This is a genomic window from Halochromatium salexigens (assembly GCF_016653295.1).
Lineage (GTDB): Bacteria > Pseudomonadota > Gammaproteobacteria > Chromatiales > Chromatiaceae > Lamprobacter > Lamprobacter salexigens.
In genome coordinates this window covers 90,778-109,736 of the sequence record NZ_NHSF01000051.1, presented here as the reverse complement: position 1 = coordinate 109,736, position 18,959 = coordinate 90,778, and the positions used below count along the sequence as shown (strand labels likewise).

Below are 18,959 nucleotides of genomic sequence, written 5' to 3'. Positions count from 1 at the left end.
CAGCAACTGTTTACTTCGAGCCCATGATTCGCAGCTACATCTACGACGCCCTGATCCTCAAACTCACCTCCCAGTGGTACCAGGAGGTGCTCAAGCGCCTGCCCGAGGGCGCCGCGATGCTGGACGTCGGCATCGGCACCGCCGGAGCCCTGCTGGCGAACGCCGATCTGGTCACGCGCAAGGGGCTGCGCGTGACCGGCGTCGATATCGATGCCGATTACGTCAAGCGCGCCCGGCGAAGGCTACAGGACTCATCACTGGCCAATCGCGCCGAGGTCCGTCTCGAATCGGTCTACGATCACCAAGACGGGCCTTACGATGCCGTGTACTTCTCCGCAAGCTTCATGCTGCTGCCCGAGCCGGAGCAGGCGCTGCGGCATTGTGCGGCACTGTTGAGCGAGGACGGACGCCTCTACTTGACCCAGACCATTCAATTGCGACCCGACCGCTGGATGGAGCTCCTCAAGCCGATGCTGAAGCGGATGACGAGCATCGAGTTCGGGCGCGTCACTTACGAGCCTGAACTCAGAGCCCAGATCGACGCCGCCGGCCTGGAGCTGGAGGAATTCACCAGCTTGGCGCGCCACGGCAGTCGGGCGTTTTGCATCGCCGTGGCCAGGCCTGTGAACAGGCTGTTCCTAAAAACCTAAAACAGCGTTCTAGTTGCAGAACCGCACCTGCACATCGCGCGGCGGCGCCAGGTGCGGTGCCGTGGTCACCAGCAGCCGCGCACCGGCGCGGGCGTAGTCTTCGGCGTTCTTGGCGTTGATGCCACCGGCGGCGCCCACCACCGCCTGCGAGCCACGCGCGGTGAGCGCCGCGACCGTCTCGGCCACCTGCTCGGCGGTGAACTTCTCCAACTGCAGCACGTCCGTCTCGGCCCAGATCAGCGCCTCTTCGGGTGTCGCCACCTCGACCACGACCCGCTTCTCCGGACACTGCCGGCGGAGCCGGGCTAGCGTTTCCCCCGGCGGCTCATCGCCGAGGAACAGCCGATGCTCGGCGAAGATCAACAGCGTCTCCGAAAGGCCGTTGCGGTGCATCACCGCACCGCCGGCCTTGAACGCCTTGACCGCGAGCCGGCGGTTGCCGGGCACATTCTTGCGCGTGCCGGCGACCATCGCGTTCGGATCACCGCGACGCGCGGCGGCGACGATGGCGGCGGCGCTGCTGGCGATGCCACCACACCATTCCATCAACGTCTGCGCCGTCTTCCAGCCTTGATGCAGCGCGCCGGCGCTGCCCTGCGCCTCCAGCAGCAGCGTTTCTGGCGCGGCCTCGGCGCCGGAGGCAACGCGCGCTTCGGCTTCGGCACCGCAAAGTTGGAATAGCCGCACGGCTTCCTCGACGCCGCAGACGGTCATCGGATCGCGGGCGAAGAAACGAATGCCGCCCGGCTTGGCGGTGATGGCGAGCGATTCGCTGGTCAGGTCGCCAAAGGGGACATCTTCGGCCAGAAGTTGTTGTAGCGCGTGGTCACTGAGCACCGGCGGGTTGAAGCTAGGCATGGTCAACATCGATTCGGTTGGGTTGAGAGAAGAGGACAGCGAGGGCTGTCATGGCGAGGTGCACCGTCATGCGGGGTGCACCGTCATTGTGCAAGGGGTGGCCCCGCTCATCGAGTCGCGCTATATCCTAGTGCATATTGCGCTTCGGGTAAGGCACGTTTAAGTTGGCATGCCGAGGATGACCTGCGGTGCCTTGATCACGGCAGTTGCATCGACACCTTCCGCCAATCCAAGGGCATCGCAGGCGGCATGGGTGATGGTTGCATGCACGCTGTCGCCGGATGCCAGGCCGATGCTGACCTCGGCGTGGATCGGCCCCTTTTCCAAGGCCGTCACCTTGCCTTTGAGGCTGTTTCGAGCCGAGAGGCGAATGCCCGCATCGTCGGTCATCACGAGCACGGACGAGGCTTTGATCAGCGCGATGACATCCGATCCAGCCTTTAGATTGAGTGACTTGACGCTCTCGTTGGTGACGATGGCAACGATCTGCTGGCCACCGGGCAGTGTCACCAAGACCTCCGCGTTAACGGCACCTAGGGCGACCTTTGCGACCTTGCCATGGAACTGATTACGGGCGCTGATTTTCATGCTGTTTCCTCATCAAAGTGTCGATTTTTGATTGTGGCGGGCCTGTCGTGCTGTGCTGGTGCCTCGAGCAACGTGCGCCCGCTTGGCAGATAGGCACGACAGAAACTCGGCATGCATGCTGCATACCAGATGAGGGGCTGCCCAGCGTTATGCGCCTTGATATATTGCGATATCGCAATCCCCCGCGAGATCGGCACCGATCCAACGCTGGCAGCCGACCCTTTTTTCAACGAGCTTCAGGAGTCCGTCCGATGCAACCGATTCGTCCCGTTCTCGCCGCCTTCTGCCTGATGGGCGTTGGTAGCGCTGCTGCCGAGAAGGCCCAGATCGCCGTCGCCGCCAATTTCACCGCGCCGATGAAGGCGATCATCGCAAGCTTCGAGCAAGACACCGACCATACCGTCAAGATCTCCTACGGCTCCACGGGCAAGCTCTATGCCCAGATCAAGAATGGCGCCCCGTTCGAGGCTCTGCTTGCGGCCGATCAGAAGCGCCCGGAGCTGCTGGAAGGGGAGGGCGTTGGTGTGCCTAGCTCGCGCTTCACCTATGCGATTGGCACCCTGGTGCTCTGGTCCGCTGATACCGAGAAGGTCGAGGACGGCCCGGCGCTGTTGGAATCTGGTGACTTCAACAAGCTCTCGATCGCCAATCCCAAGCTGGCGCCCTATGGCGAAGCCGCCGTCGAGACCCTAGAGGCGCTTGGCCAAAAGGCCGCCATCGAGCCCAAGCTGGTGAGGGGCGAGAATATCGCCCAGACCTATCAGTTCGTCGATACCGGCAATGCCGACATCGGCTTCGTGGCCCTGTCACAGGTGATGAAGGACGGTGAAATCAGCAAGGGTTCAGGCTGGATCGTGCCCAGCGACATGCACGCACCGATCAGCCAGGATGCGGTGATTTTGAACCGCGGCAAGGACAACCTGGCGGTGACCGAGCTGTTCGCCTATCTGCAGGGCGAGAAGGCCGAGGCGATCATCCACGCTTTCGGCTACGAGACCGAGTGAGATGCAGCATCGCGGTGCCTATGGATTCGCCGCCGGTGGTCTCATCGGCAGCCTGGGTGGTCTGATTGGGCTCGGTGGGGCGGCGTTTCGCCTCAAGGAGTGCGTTCATGTGGCTCACTGAAACCGATCTTGAGGCCATCTGGCTGACGCTGCGCGTGGCCACGGTCACCACGCTGATCCTGTTCGCGGTCGGCACGCCGGTCGCCTGGTGGCTGGCGCGGACCCGTTCGCGCTGGAAAGGGCCGATCGGCGCCGTGGTCGCGCTGCCGCTGGTGCTGCCGCCCTCGGTGCTGGGCTTTTACCTGCTGGTGGCGATGGGGCCGAATGGGCCGGTGGGGCAGCTGACCGAGCGCCTCGGCATCGGGCTCCTGCCGTTCACCTTCTGGGGGCTGGTGGTGGCCTCGGTGTTCTACTCCTTTCCGTTCATGGTGCAGCCGGTGCAGAACGCCTTCGAGGCCATCGGCGACCGCCCGCTGGAGGCGGCCGCAACGCTGCGCGCCTCACCGCTGGATCGCTTCTTCAGCGTCGCCCTGCCGCTGTCGCTGCCGGGCCTGATCACAGCGGGCATCCTGACCTTTGCCCACACCGTCGGCGAGTTCGGCGTGGTGCTGATGATCGGCGGCAACATCCCAGGGGTGACCCGGGTCGCCTCGGTGCAGATCTACGATTACGTCGAGGCGCTGGAATACGCCAACGCCCACCGGCTCGCGGCGGTCATGCTGGTGTTCTCCTTTCTGGTGCTGTTGATCCTGTATGTCTGGAATCCAGGGGGGAAGAAGCGGTGAACGAGATGGAAGCAACGACTCCACCAACGAGAACCACAGCAACCACGGCCGCTGGCGCCCAAACCGGCATGCTGCCGCAGATCGAGGCGCGTTTCCGGGTCGACTGGCCGGGCTTCACGCTGGCCTTGGATGAGCGGTTTCCGGCGCGCGGCGTCACCGCACTGTTCGGCCATTCTGGTTCCGGCAAGACCACGTTGCTGCGCTGCATCGCCGGTCTGGAGCGCGCCGCGCAGGGATACCTCAGCGTCGATGGCGAGGTCTGGCAGGATGCCAAGACTTGGGTGCCGACCCATCGGCGACCGATCGGCTATGTGTTCCAGGAAGCGAGCCTGTTTCCGCATCTGACGGTGCTCGGGAATCTGCGCTATGGGCAACGGCGCAGCCAGCCAAAGGGCAGGGCGAAGGAGCAGGGGCCAGAGACGGGTCAGGCCACGTTCAGCCTCGAGCAGGCGATCGAACTGCTCGGTATCGGTCATCTGCTGGCGCGCAGACCCGCGGCGCTCTCCGGCGGTGAACGCCAGCGCGTCGGCATGGCGCGGGCGCTCGCGGTCGACCCGCGCATGTTGCTGATGGACGAGCCGCTGGCGGCGCTGGATCTGAAGCGCAAGCAGGAGATCCTGCCGTACCTCGAGCGCTTGCACGATGAACTCGACATCCCGGTCATCTATGTCAGCCACTCCCCGGACGAGGTCGCGCGCCTGGCCGATCACATCCTGGTGATGGACGCCGGTCGGGTACTGGCGAGCGGACCGCTCAACGAAACGTTGTCACGGCTCGATCTGCCGATCCGCCTCGGTGAGGATGCCGGCGTGGTCCTCGATGGTCGGGTCGCCGAGCGCGATGCGCGCTGGCATCTGCTGCGCGTGGCCTGCTGCGGCGCGAGCCTCTGGACCCGCGACACCGGCGCCGAGATCGGGGCGCATGTGCGCCTGCGCATCCTCGCGCGCGATGTCAGCCTCACCCGCGAGCCGAGCCATGAGAGCAGCATCCAAAACACGCTGCCGGCGAAGGTGCTCTCTCTCGGCGACGACAGCCATCCGGCACTGCGGCTGGTCAAGCTCGAGGTCAGCGGCTCCACGGTGTTGGCGCGGGTCACTCGTCGTTCGGCCGAGCTGCTCGGGCTGGAGCCCGAGCAATCGGTCTATGCGCAGATCAAAGCAGTGGCTTTGCTCTAATCCTAGCCTGCGTATCATAGCGCCCGGTTGCCGTGCCGATTCGCTAGCGATCGAAGCGATCCGCGTTCATGACCTTGGTCCAGGCGGTGACGAAATCGCACACGAACTTTCCCTGGTTATCATCCTGTGCATAAACCTCCGCATAGGCGCGCAGGATGGCGTTGGAGCCGAACACCAGATCGACGCGCGTCGCGGTCCATTTGGCCTCGTCGGTCTTGCGCTCACGGATCTCGTAGAGCCCGTCGCCGGCCGGCTCCCAGCGATAGGCCATATCGGTGAGGTTGACGAAGAAGTCGTTGCTCAGCACGCCTTCGCGCTCGGTGAAGACACCGTGCTTGGTGCCACCGTGGTTGGTGCCGAGCACGCGCAGGCCGCCGACGAGCACGGTCATCTCGGGGGCGGTGAGGCCCATCAGTTGGGTGCGATCGAGCATCAGCTCTTCGGGGGTCACGGCGTAGTCCTTTTTCAGCCAGTTGCGATAACCGTCGTGGATCGGCTCCAACGGTTCGAACGACTCGGCGTCGGTCATGGCGTCGGTGGCGTCGCCGCGACCCGGCGTGAAGGGAACCTCGATGTCGATCCCGGCCGCCTTGGCGGCCTGCTCGATGCCGACACTGCCGGCCAGCACGAGGGTATCGGCAACGCTGGCCCCGCTCTCGGTGGCGATGCCCTCGAGCGCGCCCAGTACCTTTGCCAGCCGCGCGGGCTCATTACCCGCCCAATCCTTCTGCGGGGCTAGACGGATGCGTGCGCCATTGGCGCCACCGCGCATGTCGGAGCCCCGAAAGGTGCGCGCGCTGTCCCAGGCGGTGGCGACGAGCTCGCTGACGCTAAGACCGCTGGCGGCGATCTTGGCCTTGACCGCGTTGATGTCATAGTCGGTGCGGCCGGCGGGAATGGGATCCTGCCAGATCAGGTCTTCGTTGGGCACATCGGGGCCGATGTAGCGTGCCTTGGGGCCCATGTCGCGGTGGGTGAGTTTGAACCAGGCACGGGCGAAGACTTCCGCCAGATCATCCGGGTCCTTGTAGAAGCGCTCCGAGATCTTCCGATAGGCCGGGTCCATCTTCATCGCCATGTCGGCGTCGGTCATGATCGGGTTGTAGCGGAGCGACGGGTCTTCGACATCGACTGGCTTATCTTCTTCCTTGATGTCGACCGGTTCCCATTGCCAGGCGCCGGCTGGGCTTTTCTTGAGTTCCCACTCATGGTCGAGCAGCATCTTGAAATAGCCGTTGTCCCATTGGGTTGGGTGGCTCGTCCAAGCGCCTTCGATGCCGCTGCCGACGGTGTCGCGACCGATGCCGCGCTTGGTCTTGTTGATCCAACCTAGGCCCTGATCCTCGAGCGCGGCGCCTTCGGGGTCTGACCCCAACAGCTCCACATCACCGTTGCCGTGGCATTTGCCGACGGTATGGCCGCCGGCGGTGAGGGCGACGGTCTCTTCGTCGTTCATCGCCATGCGGGCGAAGGTCTCGCGGACGTCGTGAGCGGTCTTCAGGGGGTCGGGTTGGCCGTCGACGCCCTCGGGATTGACGTAGATGAGGCCCATCATGACGGCAGCGAGGGGGTTCTCGAGTTCACGCTCGCCGGAGTAACGGCTGTCTGGATTGTCGCTGGTCGCCAGCCATTCCTTTTCGGACCCCCAGTAGGTGTCTTTCTCCGGATGCCAGATGTCATCGCGGCCGAAGCCAAAACCGAAGGTCTTTAGACCCATGGATTCATAGGCGATGGTGCCGGCGAGGATGATCAGATCGGCCCAGCTGATCTGGTTGCCGTACTTTTTCTTGATCGGCCAGAGCAGCCGGCGTGCCTTGTCGAGGTTGACGTTGTCGGGCCAACTGTTGAGCGGGGCAAAGCGCTGATTGCCGGTACCGCCGCCGCCACGGCCATCGGCGATGCGGTAGCTGCCGGCGGCGTGCCAGGCCATGCGGATCATCAGGCCGCCGTAGTGGCCCCAATCCGCCGGCCACCAGTCTTGGCTGTCGGTCATGAAGGCGCGCAGGTCTTGCTTGAGGGCTTCGACGTCGAGTTGTTTGAGCGCTTCGCGGTAGTCGAAGGCCTCGCCCATCGGATCGGTCTTGCGGTCGTGCTGATGGAGGATGTCGAGGTTTAGGGCCTTTGGCCACCAGTCCATATTAGAGGTGCCGGCGGTCGTATTGGCGCCGTGCATGACTGGGCATTGGCCTGAGTGCGTTGGCTGATGCGTTTCCATCGTTGCCTCCGTTCGTGGGTGTGTCGACTGAGCGTCGCTTATCTTGGGTACGAGTAATGCGCAAGCGTCAGGCTACGGCGCGCTGACTGCGGCGGCTAATCGTTTGATTGTCACACTGTCATCGGCGCAACCTATGACGAGATCGTAGGCCAGCCGAGTAGCGCCTGATTGGCTGGCAACGATGATGGCCAGTGCCAAAAGAAGTCCACCGAATAGGCGATCGATGAGTCCGGCATGGCGCGCGAGCAACGGCAGCAGCCCCGCCTGCACGACCACCAGCACGACAGCGGCATACCAGAGCGCATCGATGCCGCCAATGGTCAATACCAGCACTGCCTTCGCCACGAGATCCTGATCGGGACTGGTGAAGGGTGCGAACAGCGCCAGCATGAATATCGCGAGTTTCGGATTGAGGAAGGCGATCAGGAAGCCGTCGCGTGCGGCTGATCCACGGCCACTGAGTGACGTTGCGCGCTCATCGATCTGAGGCACGCGCTCGCGACCGCGCAGGGCGTCGAAGGCCAGGTAGCCCAAGTAGCCGGCCGCGGCCAGCTGCAACAGGGCGAACAGCAGTGCCGAGGAGGCCACCACCGCGGCCAGGCCGGCGACGGTGAGCAGGGCGTAGAGAACGACGGCGAGCCCATGGGCGAGGGCTGCCGCGAGCCCAGCCGCGCGGCCACCGCGCATCAGGCTGCCGAGCACCACAGCGAGGCTCGGCCCCGGCGTCATCGCGCCGAGCAGGCAGAGGAGGGCGAGTGAGAGCCAGGTTGTGGGGCTCATGGAATCACGGAATGAGCGGCTGGTTGAGTCATCGGCCGCCGATACGCGGCGGTGACCCGCCTGAGTGTCGTCACCACTTACGTTTGTCGGCGACGGGCGGCGTGGACAACGGGCGGGTGAGGACCATGGCGCGGGCAGGGAAGGAGCCTGAGTGCTTGATGGATGCCTTCCTTCCTTAGGTCGGGCGTCGTCGGGCGTTACCCGCACGCTGTCGACTCCGATTCGACCGCTTGCCGCTGATCGGCTGGTCGTCTGCTCGAGGCTTTGCAATGCTCGTCGGCTGAAAGCTCGGCACCAGGTGACGCTTGCCATTACCGATCAGGTCGGCGTGGCCCATGCGGCGCAGGGCCTCGCGCAGCAGGGGCCAGTTGTCTGGATCGTGCCAGCGCAGGAAGGCCTTGTGCAACCGGCGCTGGCGCTGGCCGCGCACCACGCTGACGCGCTCGGCCCCGGGTCGCACCGGTCGCAGCGGGTTCCAGCCGCTGTGGTACATCGCGGTGGCCAGCGCCATCGGGGTCGGCAAGAAGCCCTGAACCTGATCCGGACGAAACCGGTTGCGCTTGAGCCAGAGTGCGAGATTGAGCATGTCCCGGTCGCTGGTGCCGGGATGGGCGGCGATGAAGTAAGGGATCAGGTACTGCTCCTTACCGGCCTCGCGCGAGAACTGCTCGAAGAGCTGGCGAAAGCGCTCGAAGCTGCTGATGTCTGGCTTGAGCATCTTCTCGAGTGGGCCGGTCTCGGTGTGCTCCGGGGCGATCTTCAGATAACCGCCGACATGGTGCGTGACTAGCTCGCGCACATAAGCCGGCGAATGCACGGCCAGATCGTAGCGCAGCCCGGAGGCGATCAGCACCCGCTTGACGCCAGGCACCGCGCGCGCCTTGCGATAGAGCTGGATCAGCGCCGAGTGGTCGGTCGACATGTTTTTGCAGACATCGGGGAAGACGCAGGACAGCCGCCGGCAGGCCGATTCGATGGCCGGATCACGGCAGGCGAGGCGGTACATGTTCGCGCTCGGCCCGCCCAGATCGGAGATGGTGCCGGTGAACCCCGGCGTGCGGTCGCGGATGTCCTCGATCTCGGCCAGCACGGAGGCTTCAGAGCGGCTCTGGATGATGCGCCCCTCGTGCTCAGTGATCGAGCAGAAGCTGCAGCCGCCGAAGCAGCCGCGCATGATCGTCACCGAGAAGCGGATCATCTCCCAGGCCGGGATGCGCGCATCGCCATAGGACGAGTGCGGCCGGCGCGCGAACGGCAGCGCGTAGAGCCGATCCATCTCGGCGGTGGTCAGTGGGATCGGCGGTGGGTTCAGCCACAGATCGCGCTCGCCGTGCGCCTGTACCAGCGCGCGGGCGTTGCCGGGGTTGGTCTCCAGATGCAGCAGCCGCGCGGCGTGGGCGTAGAGCATTGGGTCCGCGCGCACCTGCTCGAACGAGGGCAGGCGCAGGACGCAGCGGGTGCGTTCGATGGCTTGCCGTGGGGGTCGGGAGCGATTTCGAGCGCGATCAGCGCCCCCATCCGGGACACTGGCATCGGTTTCGGTCCAGCCCGCGGGCCGCTCGCCACGGCGAGTCAGATAGCCCGTACCGCGCACATTGCGAATCTCCTCGATCGGCTCACTGCGGGCGAGACGGTGGGCGATCTCGCAGATGGCCCGCTCGGCATTGCCATAGAGCAGCAGGTCGGCCTTGCTGTCGATCAGCACCGAGCGGCGCACCTGGTCGGACCAGTAGTCGTAGTGGGCGACCCGGCGCAGGCTCGCCTCGATGCCGCCGAGCAAGATCGGCACCTCCTTGTACGCCTCGCGGGCGCGCTGGGCATAGACCAGCACCGAGCGATCCGGCCGCCGACCGCCGGCACCGGCTGGAGAGTAGGCATCATCGGAGCGCGGACAACGGTCGGCGGTGTAGCGGTTGACCATCGAGTCCATATTGCCGGCGCCGATCCCAAAGAACAGGTTGGGCGGCCCGAGCGCGGTGAAGGCCTCGTCCGAGGTCCAGTCCGGCTGCGCGATGATGCCGACGCGAAACCCCTGCGCCTCCAGCAGCCGTCCCATTAAGGCCATGCCGAACGAAGCGTGGTCCACATAGGCATCGCCAGTGACGATGATGATGTCGCAGCTATCCCAGCCGAGCAGGTCCATCTCCTCACGGGACATGGGCAGCTCGGGGGCGATACCGAGCTTATGGGCCCAGTGCTTGCGGTAGCCGAAGAGATCGGGGGGCGATGTCCATGCTTGAGTGAACATCGCCTCAGGCCGACTCTGTCAGCCGCCGTTCGGCCTCGGCATACTTGGCGGCGGTCTGGCTGATGATACGCTCTGGCAGCCTCGGGCCGGGCGGGGTCTTGTCCCAGTCCAGGGTCTCGAGGTAGTCGCGCACGAATTGCTTGTCGAAGCTCGGCGGGCTGGTGCCCGGCTGATAGTGGTCGACCGGCCAGAAGCGCGAGGAGTCAGGGGTCAGTACCTCGTCGATCAGGTGCAGCCGGCCATCGGTGTCGAGGCCGAATTCGAACTTGGTGTCGGCGATGATGAGGCCGCGCGCGCGCGCATGAGTGGCGCTCTCTTGGTAGAGGCGCAGGCTGATCGCGCGCACCTGCTCGGCGAGTTCGGCGCCGATGCGATCGACGGCGCCGGCGAAGTCGATGTTCTCGTCATGATCGCCGACGGCGGCCTTGGTCGAAGGGGTGAAGAGCGGCTCCGGCAGGCGCTCGGCCTGGCGCAGGCCGGGCGGCAGCGCGATGCCGCTGACCGCGCCGCTGGCCTGGTAGTCCTTCCAGCCCGAGCCGATCAGGTAACCGCGCACGATGGCCTCGATCGGCAGTGGCTCGAGCTTGCGCACCACCAGGGCACGCTCGCCGAGCACGCGGCGCTGCTCGGGATCGGTGACGAAGGTCTCGACCGACAGCGCGCTGAGCTGGTTGGGAACGATGCTTGCAGTGCGCTCGAGCCAAAAGCGGCTGACGCGGCTGAGCACCTCGCCCTTGCCGGGAATCGGCTGTGGCAGCACCACGTCGAAGGCGGAGAGGCGATCGCTGGTGACGATCAGTAGGTGCTCATCGCCGGCGGCGTAGATGTCGCGGACCTTGCCGCGATTCAGCAGCGGCAGTTCGCTGAGGTCGGACTGATAGAGGGTGCTCATCTCATTTGCGGGTGGCTTGGCCGAGCTGCGACTATACCAATCTTGGCGGCACGGTCAGCGGGCCGCTGCGGTCCGCTATACTCGCCATATCCTAGCAGCGGGCGATTCGCCCCGATCGACTGACGAGAAGGAGGCGCCTTCATGGCCAAGCAGATCATCCAGACCGAACAGGCGCCGGCGGCGATCGGTCCCTATTCGCAGGCGGTGCGAGCGGGTGACACGGTTTACCTGTCCGGCCAGATCCCACTGATACCAGACACCGGAGAGCTGGTGACGGGCGATATCCAGCTCCAGGCGCGGCAAGTGTTCAACAACCTCGCCGCAGTGGCCGAAGCCGCTGGCGGCGGGCTCGGCGAGATCGTCAAGCTCAACATCTTCCTGACCGATCTGGCGCACTTTCCTCTCGTCAATGAGGTGATGGCCGAGACCTTTGCCGAGCCCTATCCGGCGCGCGCGGCGATTGGGGTCGCGGCGCTGCCAAAAGGCGCCGAGATCGAGATGGATGCGATCATGGTCCTCGATGCCGACAACTGACGCAAGGCCGCTGATACTGATGTCTCACCTCACCCTGACCGCCGCGTTTTGTCTCGCCTTGGGTCTCGGCGCCTGTGCCTCCCAGCCGGCTCAGCAGGCGGAGGCCGCAGCGCACCCGACCATGGCTTCAACCACGCACGCGAGCGCGGCGAGCCGAGTCAACCGCGGCGACTACGCCGGCCGCGACGATGTCGCGCGTTTCATCGACCAGATGCAGGCCAGGGGGCTGGATCGCGACCAACTGGTGCGCACCTTTGAGCGCACACGCCAGGATCCATCGATCATCAAGTACATGGATCGGCAATGGCGACCCGCCTCGGGCCCAACCGGCGCTTGGACGCGCTACCGCGCCCGGCACATCACCCCGGGGATGCTCGACAGGGGCAGCGCCTTCTGGACCCGGCATGCCAGCACTTTGGAGCGCGCCTCGAAGCAATACGGGGTTCCTCCAGCGTACATCGTCGCCATCATCGGCATCGAGACGCGCTGGGGCGGTTTCATGGGCACGCATCGGATCATCGATGCACTCGCGACCCTCGCCTTCGACTATCCGCGGCGTGCCGATTATTTTCGCAATGAACTCGCTGAGTATCTGCTCAAGGTCGAGGATCAGGGTCTCGATCCGCTGCAGCCGGTCGGCTCCTTTGCCGGCGCCATGGGGCTCGGGCAGTTCATGCCGTCGAGCTGGCGTGATTACGCGGTGGATTTCAATGGCGATGGCCGCCGCGACCTCTGGGACCCGGAAGATGTCATTGGCAGCGTGGCCCATTACTTCCAAGCGCATGGTTGGCAGCCGGGCGCTGCGGTGGCTGTCCGCGCGCGCGGCGGTGCGGGTCTGCCTTGGTCGACCGAGACCGGCTTCAAGACCCGTTATTCGGTGGCGAACCTCAACGCGAAAGGGATTCAGCCGGCGGTGGCGCTTGCCGATGATCGCCAGGTCAGTCTGTTGCGACTGGATGCGGCCGGGGGGGTCGAGTACTGGGTGGGCTTCGAGAATTTCTATGTCATCACCCGCTACAACCACAGTACCTATTACGCCATGACCGTGCATCAGCTCGCCGAGGCACTGCGTGCGCGCCGTGGTCTCGAGCAGCCCAGCTTGCGGGTGAGCGATCCGCCCGAATTCGCCGCCAACGCTGCGGATTGACCGGGCTGAGTGACCGAGTGGCTGACTTAAGCGCGGGCTTGGATCAGACCCCGGTCGAACGGCTCAGGGGCGTTGGGCCGCGCATCTGCGAGCGGTTGCAGCGACTCGGGATCCTGACGCTGCAGGATCTGCTCTTCCATCTGCCGCTGCGCTATCAGGATCGCACCCTCCTGCGGCCGCTCGCCGAGCTGGTCCTCAACGAAGAGGTGTTGGTCGAGGGCGAGGTCGTCGATGCCCAGATCGCGCACGGTCGGCGCCGTTCGCTCAAGGTCCGCATCGATGATGGCCGGGGCGCCCTGCTGCTGCGCTTCTTCTATTTCAGTCGCGCCCAGGTCGAGGCGATGCGCCCGGGGCGGCGTCTGCGCTGCTTCGGCGAGGTGCGGCAAGGGCCGCAGATGCTGGAGATGGTACATCCAGAGCTGCAGGTGCTGGAGGGGGTCGCCGAGCTGGCAATGGGCTTGGCGATCAGCCCGGAAACCGGTTCGGAGGCGGCCCCGGAGGATGACGCGCTGGCTGATGCGGTAGCCGATGTGGCCTCAGAGCGACGGCTGACGCCGATCTATCCAGGGACCGAAGGGCTGCAGCAGGCCAGTCTGCGCGCGCTCACCGACCAGGCGCTCGACTGGCTGCGGCGTGACCCGGATGCGCTCCAGGATTGGATTCCCGCCAGCCTGACAGCGCCGTTAAAACTGCCCGCGCTCGTCGACGCCCTGTTCCTGCTGCACCGACCGCCGGCCGATGCAGGCGCCGAGCTGACCGACGCCTTGCTCGAGCGCAGCCATCCCGCCTTCTTGCGCCTGGCCTTCGATGAGATGCTGGCCCATCAGTTGGCCTTGCGCCGTCTGCGCCGCGCGCGCAGCGCCCAACGCGCGCCGGTGCTCAGCGGCGATGGCGGGCTGCGCGAGCGGCTGCGGGCACGGCTGCCGTTCGCGCTCACGGGTGCTCAGCAGCGGGTGATCGCTGAGATCGCCGCCGACATGGCGCAGTCGCGCCCGATGATGCGCCTGCTGCTCGGCGATGTCGGTTCCGGCAAGACCGTGGTCGCCGCGCTGGCCGCGCTGCAGGTGATCGAGGCCGGTCATCAGGTGGCGCTGATGGCGCCGACCGAACTGCTCTCCGAACAGCATCTGCAGAGCCTGCAACAGTGGCTGGCGCCGCTCGAGATCGAGCTGGCCTGGCTCTCCGGGCGGCACGCCGGCAGCGAGCGCGCGGCGATCCTCGAGCGCATCGCCGCCGGGCAGGCGCGGGTAGTGGTGGGCACCCATGCGCTGTTCCAGGCCGAGGTGCGCTTCGCCGAGTTGGGGCTGGTGATCATCGATGAGCAGCACCGTTTCGGCGTCCATCAGCGCCTGAGCCTGCGCGAGAAGGGCGAGCGCGAGGGGCGCATCCCGCATCAGCTGATCATGACCGCGACCCCGATCCCGCGCTCGCTGGCGATGTCGGTCTACGGCGATCTTGACCTCTCCGAGATCGACGAGCTGCCGCCGGGGCGCCAGCCGGTGAAGACGGTGGCGCTGCCGGAGACGCGCCGCGAGCAGGTCATCGAGCGCGTGCAGGCGAGCTGTCGCACTGGCCGCCAGGCGTATTGGGTCTGCACCCTGGTCGAGGAGTCCGATGCGCTGCAGGCGCAGGCGGCTGAAGACGCCGCCGCCGATCTGCGCGAGCGTCTGCCGGGGCTGCGCATCGGTTTGGTGCACGGTCGCATCAAGGCCCAAGAGCGGGCGCCGGTGATGGCGGCGTTCAAGGCCGGTGACCTCGATCTGCTGGTGGCGACGACGGTGATCGAGGTCGGTGTCGATGTGCCCAATGCGAGCCTGATGATCATCGAGAATCCCGAGCGGCTGGGGCTGGCGCAGCTGCATCAGTTGCGCGGGCGCGTCGGTCGCGGTGCCATCGAGAGCGCCTGTGTGCTCATGTATCACCCACCCTTGACGCATGCAGCGCGCGAGCGCATCGATATCCTGCGCCGTGAAGCGAGCGGTTTTCGCATCGCCGAGGCCGATCTGCGCATGCGCGGCGCCGGCGAGGTGTTGGGAACCCGGCAGGCTGGTGCGATTCAATTCCGGCTGGCCGATCCGATGCGCGACAGTACGCTGATCAACGCCGCGCGGCAGGCGGCCGATCAATTGCTCGCGCACTGGCCCGAGCATGTCGAGCCGCTGATTCGCCGCTGGCTCGGTCGCCGTGATGACTATGGTCAGGTGTGAGGCAAGGCGACTACGCCTCATTTCAGCCGTTTCGCGCTCGTTCGCGCAGTGCCTTGGCGACATTCGGCCCAGTGCGGGTATGCTTCTTCATCTCGCCCAGTTGCCGCAGTAACAAGGCGCGCACGACATCCAGCAACAACGGGTCGCCATCGACCATGATCGCCGAGTCGTTGTTCATGATTGGCCAAAGGAGTTTGTCTTTTAAGGCTAGTATGGCGTTGCGGTCAGGCACCTCGCAGTTGAAGTGGACGACCGGCGTTGGGCGCGTCTTGACGTCCGCTTGAAAGCGTTCGAACTCAGCGATCTGCTGTTTCACCGTGTCCGGGTCTTCTTTGAGCTTCTTGTTTGCGAAATGCGCCGCTGCTGTCTCCAAAAGCACTCGTTGTTGACGCCCCAGTTGGTCGGACTGGGGATAGATGGCCGGTATCGACCGGGACACGAGGGTGATGGGCTGCTCGTCCACCTGTCCTGCTGCTAGGGCATCATCGACACTCGCCAGTCGCTCACCGCCCACTTGCAGGGCCGTCAATGGCCGACGCTCGACCCAGCACTGTTGGATCGTATCAAAGGGTGGCTCCGTGGGCTTGAGCACATGGTCGAGCAGTCGCTCAAAGAGCGGATCACCGTAGGTCGCAAAGTGCAGTGGCCGTCGGTCTTCCTGCCCCAGTCCCTGCTCGAACAACACACGCGAGCTGGTCAATAAAGTCGGCTCAGTGAGCCCAAGCACGCCTTCCAGCACCAATGCCTCGCCCTGCCGGAAGGTGTCGATGCGCGCACCCAGCGCATGCAGATAACCGCCAGGTCGGGCGCTCTCGCTCAACACCTGCCAGAGGCTGTCGAGACTCACGGGCAACGGCTGTATCTTGGCCTCTGCGTCCAGTTGCTCATAGGCGCTCTTTTGCGCTTGCGCTGGAAATTCGGTGAGTCGCTGGCGCTCGCTGATCTGCACGGCATGCGCCTTGGCGCGGCGCATCAGCTCCTCCTCGTCGATCTGCCCAGGCTCATCCTTGGATTTGGCGAAGTCCTCGAAATCCTCGGGCTGTATCGGTAGCAGCGAGAACTGCAGCTCGCCCGAGACGCTGATGGCCTCGCGAAACCGCTTGACCAGCCGTGAATATACCACCTCCTCGACGCTGTCCTGATAGAGGTAGTTGTAGACCTGGATCTGCGCATGATGCTGGCCGATGCGATCGATGCGCCCAATGCGCTGCTCGAGCATCATCGGGTTCCAGGGCAGGTCGACATTGATCAGCAGATCGGCACTCTGCAGGTTCAGGCCCTCGGCGGCGGCATCGGTGCACAGCAGGATGTCGATATGCCCGGCGACGAAGCGCTGCTTGATCGCGGTGCGGTCCATGCTTTCTGGCTGATGCGCGCCGGCCCGGCGCAGGCTGCCGCCGAGCCCCGAGAAGGTGCCGATCGGACACTGCGGGAGGCGGCGGCACAGCTCCTGATGCAAGGCCGTCAAGGTATCCCCGTAACGGGTGAAGACCACCAGCTGACGCACGCGATCAGCGCCCTGGCGTCGCCGCTGCTCGATGTGTTCGAGCAGCCGATGCGTCTTTTTCGGTACGCTCGGTAGCCGCCGCATGTGCTGCAAGAGGGTCTCGACCGCCGTCTGCTCCCAGGTGAGATCGCTCTCGCTGCGATTCTTCAGGACCAGTCCCTCGACCTCGGCCTCGTCGAGTTCCTCCAGTGCCTCGCGATCCTCCTCATCGAGGCTGATCTGTTTCGCTTTATGGTTCAGAGTCTGCTCGATCTTGCTCAGGCGCCGCTCCAGTGAGCAACGCAAGGCATGGAAGGATGAGGCAAAGCGCAAGCGCAGAAAGCAGAGGTAAAAGCCGATGGCCGCGCGCTGCTTGCCTTCCGTCATGTTGGCATTGATGCGATCGGCCAGCTCGGCGCAATACCGTTGCAGGTGCTCGTAGACCTCGAACTCGACGCCCTGCAGCGCGATGATGCACGGATGCACCTCGCGCCAAGCGAGGTTGGCATTCAACAGTCCTTCCTGCTGGTAGGCGCGCAGCAGCGACCGGCTATGGCGCAGCATGCTGCGCCCGAGCGGCGCCAACAGGCTCAGGGACGGTTGCAGCTCGTGCCAACCACCAAGCGGCGGCTGGCCGCTATCGACAAAGTCCTGCAGCCCCATTTTCCCGAACAGGCTCAGCACCTGCTCTTCGACGAACCGCCATTGCGCCGGTGAGGAGGTGCGTGCCTCGCGCAGATAACGGCCAAGCCATTGGGTCTCGTACTCGGCCAGTGACTCGCCTTGCAGCAACCGCTCACGCACCCGATAGAACAGCTCGCAGAGGTCTTCGCTGAACTGCACCGCGCCGGCGGAGGGCATCAGCTTGAGCAGGTCGAAGGCCTCGACGCGATTGAGCTGCATCGGCGTCGCGGTGGCCAGCAGCAAGGCGCGCGATCGGCCGTAAAGCGCATCACGTAGCTCCTGATACAGCTTGTTGTAACGTGGCATCTGCGCGCTGTTGTCCGGGGACTGACGGCGCGCCTTGTGCGCCTCATCGACCAGCACGAGATCGGTCTCCGGGAACTGGGCCAGCAGCCGACCACCCTTGCGGTTGATGATCAACCCGGTCGAGATGATCTCCAGCGGGGCGTCGAACATCCTGCCCTTGCCGCTGATCGGCTCGCCCGTGCGCAGCTCGATGCGCTCCCAATCGCCGCTGCGACGGGTCCGCCGCACGAACGGCAGCATAAACTTCTCGGCCATCTCGTTGAGCCATTGCGAGGTCAGCGAGGCCGGGGCAAAGACACGGATGCTCTTGGCGCGACCGCTGAGCCAGAGCGCCCGAAACGCCAGCCCTGCCTCGATCGTCTTGCCCAGGCCGACCTCATCGCAGAGCAGATGATTGCGCGGATAGGTCTCCAGCAGGCGCCGCGCGACGAACCGCTGATGCGGCCAGGGCTCGATCGGCGTGGTCTCCAGGGCGGCCCGTTCGCCGCCGGGCAGCAAGGGCGCCAGTCGGATCATGGCGAAGCGCAGCCGTTCGCTGAAGCGGGGCGCGACGACCTCATCCGGGTTGTCTTGGGCGTCTCCGTTTGTCTTCTCTGGCGGTGGCATCGGCATCGGCGTGCCGTCGATCTCCCGCAACACACCGGCGCTGTCGGCGATCTGGATCAGGCGCTCGCGCACCGCCTCGGGCAGCGACAGTGTGCGGATAAAGGCATGCTTGCCCCGCCACAGCGTCTCGAAGCTCGCCCGCTTGCTCGCCAACAGCTTGCGGTTCCAGTCGATCCAAGACGGCTGCACGGTGATGTTCTCGGCATTCACCGCCAACGCGGTCTGCGATTCATTCATCGAGCCGGAGATGAACAGCGCCTCTTGGCCATCGCTGAAGATCGCCCACTTCTCATGCAGATAGCCATCCTGGGCATAATCCAATGGCTTCGGCGTTCCTTGATCTGGCCCTGGTTGGCCATGCACCCGTAAGCCAACACGCACCTGCAAACAACCATGGGCGATCATCCAGCCCAGCAGCTCCACACCTTGGCGCACCGACGCTGGCCACTCTGGCGCCCCCGCCAGCGCGGCCAACATCGGCTCGGCGGCACGCTGCTGATGACCCTGCAGAATGGCCTCGGCATCCTCGGGCGTTAGTTGCAGACCGACGATGAAACGCGCCTTGCCACCCTGCGCGACGAAGCGCGAAAACCCTTGCGAGGCCGCCGCCAACGAGGTCGAGGTGAAATAGCCGGCAACGCGGTCATAGCGCAGCGAGCGCGAGAGGGCCGGGATGTAGAAGTCGTGCAGGATGTCGACCGGCTGACCGTCAGGGCGCAGATCCGAGGTCGCGTAGCATTGCTCCCAGTCATAGGCCTTGAGGCTGAGCGACGCCGTTGCTGACATGGCTGCAG

General features: G+C 65.1%; 14 protein-coding genes. 7 read left to right on the top strand and 7 right to left on the bottom strand.

The window, feature by feature from the left end:
* The first annotated feature begins 26 nt into the window (after window positions 1-26).
* Window positions 27-650 carry a methyltransferase domain-containing protein gene (locus CCR82_RS07795; RefSeq protein WP_201244853.1) on the top strand — a complete coding sequence of 208 codons (624 nt, stop codon included), beginning with the start codon at window positions 27-29 and terminating at the stop codon, window positions 648-650.
* 9 nt (window positions 651-659) lie between these two features.
* On the opposite strand, the gene modD is transcribed toward CCR82_RS07795, so the two are convergent.
* Both modD and CCR82_RS07785 read right to left on the bottom strand, forming a co-directional pair.
* Window positions 660-1,508 (bottom strand): ModD protein, encoded by an 849-nt coding sequence (gene modD, locus CCR82_RS07790; RefSeq protein ID WP_201244818.1) that lies wholly within the window; start codon window positions 1,506-1,508, stop codon window positions 660-662.
* Window positions 1,509-1,667: 159 nt separating this feature from the next.
* Window positions 1,668-2,096, bottom strand: coding sequence for a TOBE domain-containing protein (locus tag CCR82_RS07785; RefSeq protein ID WP_201244817.1), 429 nt, complete (start codon window positions 2,094-2,096; stop codon window positions 1,668-1,670).
* Window positions 2,097-2,347: 251 nt separating this feature from the next.
* On the opposite strand from CCR82_RS07785, the gene modA reads away from it, so the two are divergent.
* The 3 genes from modA (at window position 2,348) to modC (ending at window position 5,060) form a co-directional block, all read left to right on the top strand.
* On the top strand, window positions 2,348-3,100 hold the full coding sequence (gene modA / locus CCR82_RS07780) for a molybdate ABC transporter substrate-binding protein (protein WP_201244816.1): 753 nt from the start codon (window positions 2,348-2,350) through the stop codon (window positions 3,098-3,100).
* A 107-nt stretch (window positions 3,101-3,207) separates the two neighbouring features.
* Window positions 3,208-3,885: a molybdate ABC transporter permease subunit gene (gene modB / locus CCR82_RS07775; protein ID WP_201244815.1), complete on the top strand. Its 678-nt coding sequence runs from the start codon at window positions 3,208-3,210 to the stop codon at window positions 3,883-3,885.
* A gap of 68 nt (window positions 3,886-3,953) precedes the next feature.
* Window positions 3,954-5,060 carry a molybdenum ABC transporter ATP-binding protein gene (gene modC / locus CCR82_RS07770; RefSeq protein ID WP_201244852.1) on the top strand — a complete coding sequence of 369 codons (1,107 nt, stop codon included), beginning with the start codon at window positions 3,954-3,956 and terminating at the stop codon, window positions 5,058-5,060.
* Between the two features lie 43 nt (window positions 5,061-5,103).
* Here modC and katG read toward each other — a convergent pair whose 3' ends face one another.
* The 4 genes from katG to CCR82_RS07750 form a co-directional block, all read right to left on the bottom strand.
* Window positions 5,104-7,275, bottom strand: coding sequence for a catalase/peroxidase HPI (gene katG / locus CCR82_RS07765; RefSeq protein WP_201244814.1), 2,172 nt, complete (start codon window positions 7,273-7,275; stop codon window positions 5,104-5,106).
* Between the two features lie 72 nt (window positions 7,276-7,347).
* Complete coding sequence (locus CCR82_RS07760; RefSeq protein ID WP_201244813.1) at window positions 7,348-8,055, bottom strand: LysE family translocator; 708 nt, start codon at window positions 8,053-8,055, stop codon at window positions 7,348-7,350.
* Window positions 8,056-8,230: 175 nt separating this feature from the next.
* Window positions 8,231-10,303 (bottom strand): YgiQ family radical SAM protein, encoded by a 2,073-nt coding sequence (locus CCR82_RS07755; protein ID WP_201244812.1) that lies wholly within the window; start codon window positions 10,301-10,303, stop codon window positions 8,231-8,233.
* Between the two features lie 4 nt (window positions 10,304-10,307).
* Window positions 10,308-11,195, bottom strand: a complete 888-nt coding sequence (locus tag CCR82_RS07750) for a phosphoribosylaminoimidazolesuccinocarboxamide synthase (protein WP_201244811.1) — start codon at window positions 11,193-11,195, stop codon at window positions 10,308-10,310.
* Window positions 11,196-11,336: 141 nt separating this feature from the next.
* Between CCR82_RS07750 and CCR82_RS07745 the strand changes: the two genes are divergently transcribed.
* The 3 genes from CCR82_RS07745 to recG are packed head-to-tail and all read left to right on the top strand — an operon-like array spanning window position 11,337 to window position 15,083.
* Window positions 11,337-11,729 (top strand): Rid family detoxifying hydrolase, encoded by a 393-nt coding sequence (locus CCR82_RS07745; protein WP_201244810.1) that lies wholly within the window; start codon window positions 11,337-11,339, stop codon window positions 11,727-11,729.
* 19 nt (window positions 11,730-11,748) lie between these two features.
* Window positions 11,749-12,876 (top strand): lytic murein transglycosylase B, encoded by a 1,128-nt coding sequence (gene mltB / locus CCR82_RS07740; protein ID WP_201244809.1) that lies wholly within the window; start codon window positions 11,749-11,751, stop codon window positions 12,874-12,876.
* A 17-nt stretch (window positions 12,877-12,893) separates the two neighbouring features.
* Complete coding sequence (gene recG / locus CCR82_RS07735; protein WP_338073138.1) at window positions 12,894-15,083, top strand: ATP-dependent DNA helicase RecG; 2,190 nt, start codon at window positions 12,894-12,896, stop codon at window positions 15,081-15,083.
* 22 nt (window positions 15,084-15,105) lie between these two features.
* Here the strand turns inward: recG and CCR82_RS07730 are convergent, their stop codons facing one another.
* Window positions 15,106-18,951: a helicase-related protein gene (locus CCR82_RS07730; RefSeq protein WP_201244808.1), complete on the bottom strand. Its 3,846-nt coding sequence runs from the start codon at window positions 18,949-18,951 to the stop codon at window positions 15,106-15,108.
* Window positions 18,952-18,959 lie beyond the last annotated feature (8 nt).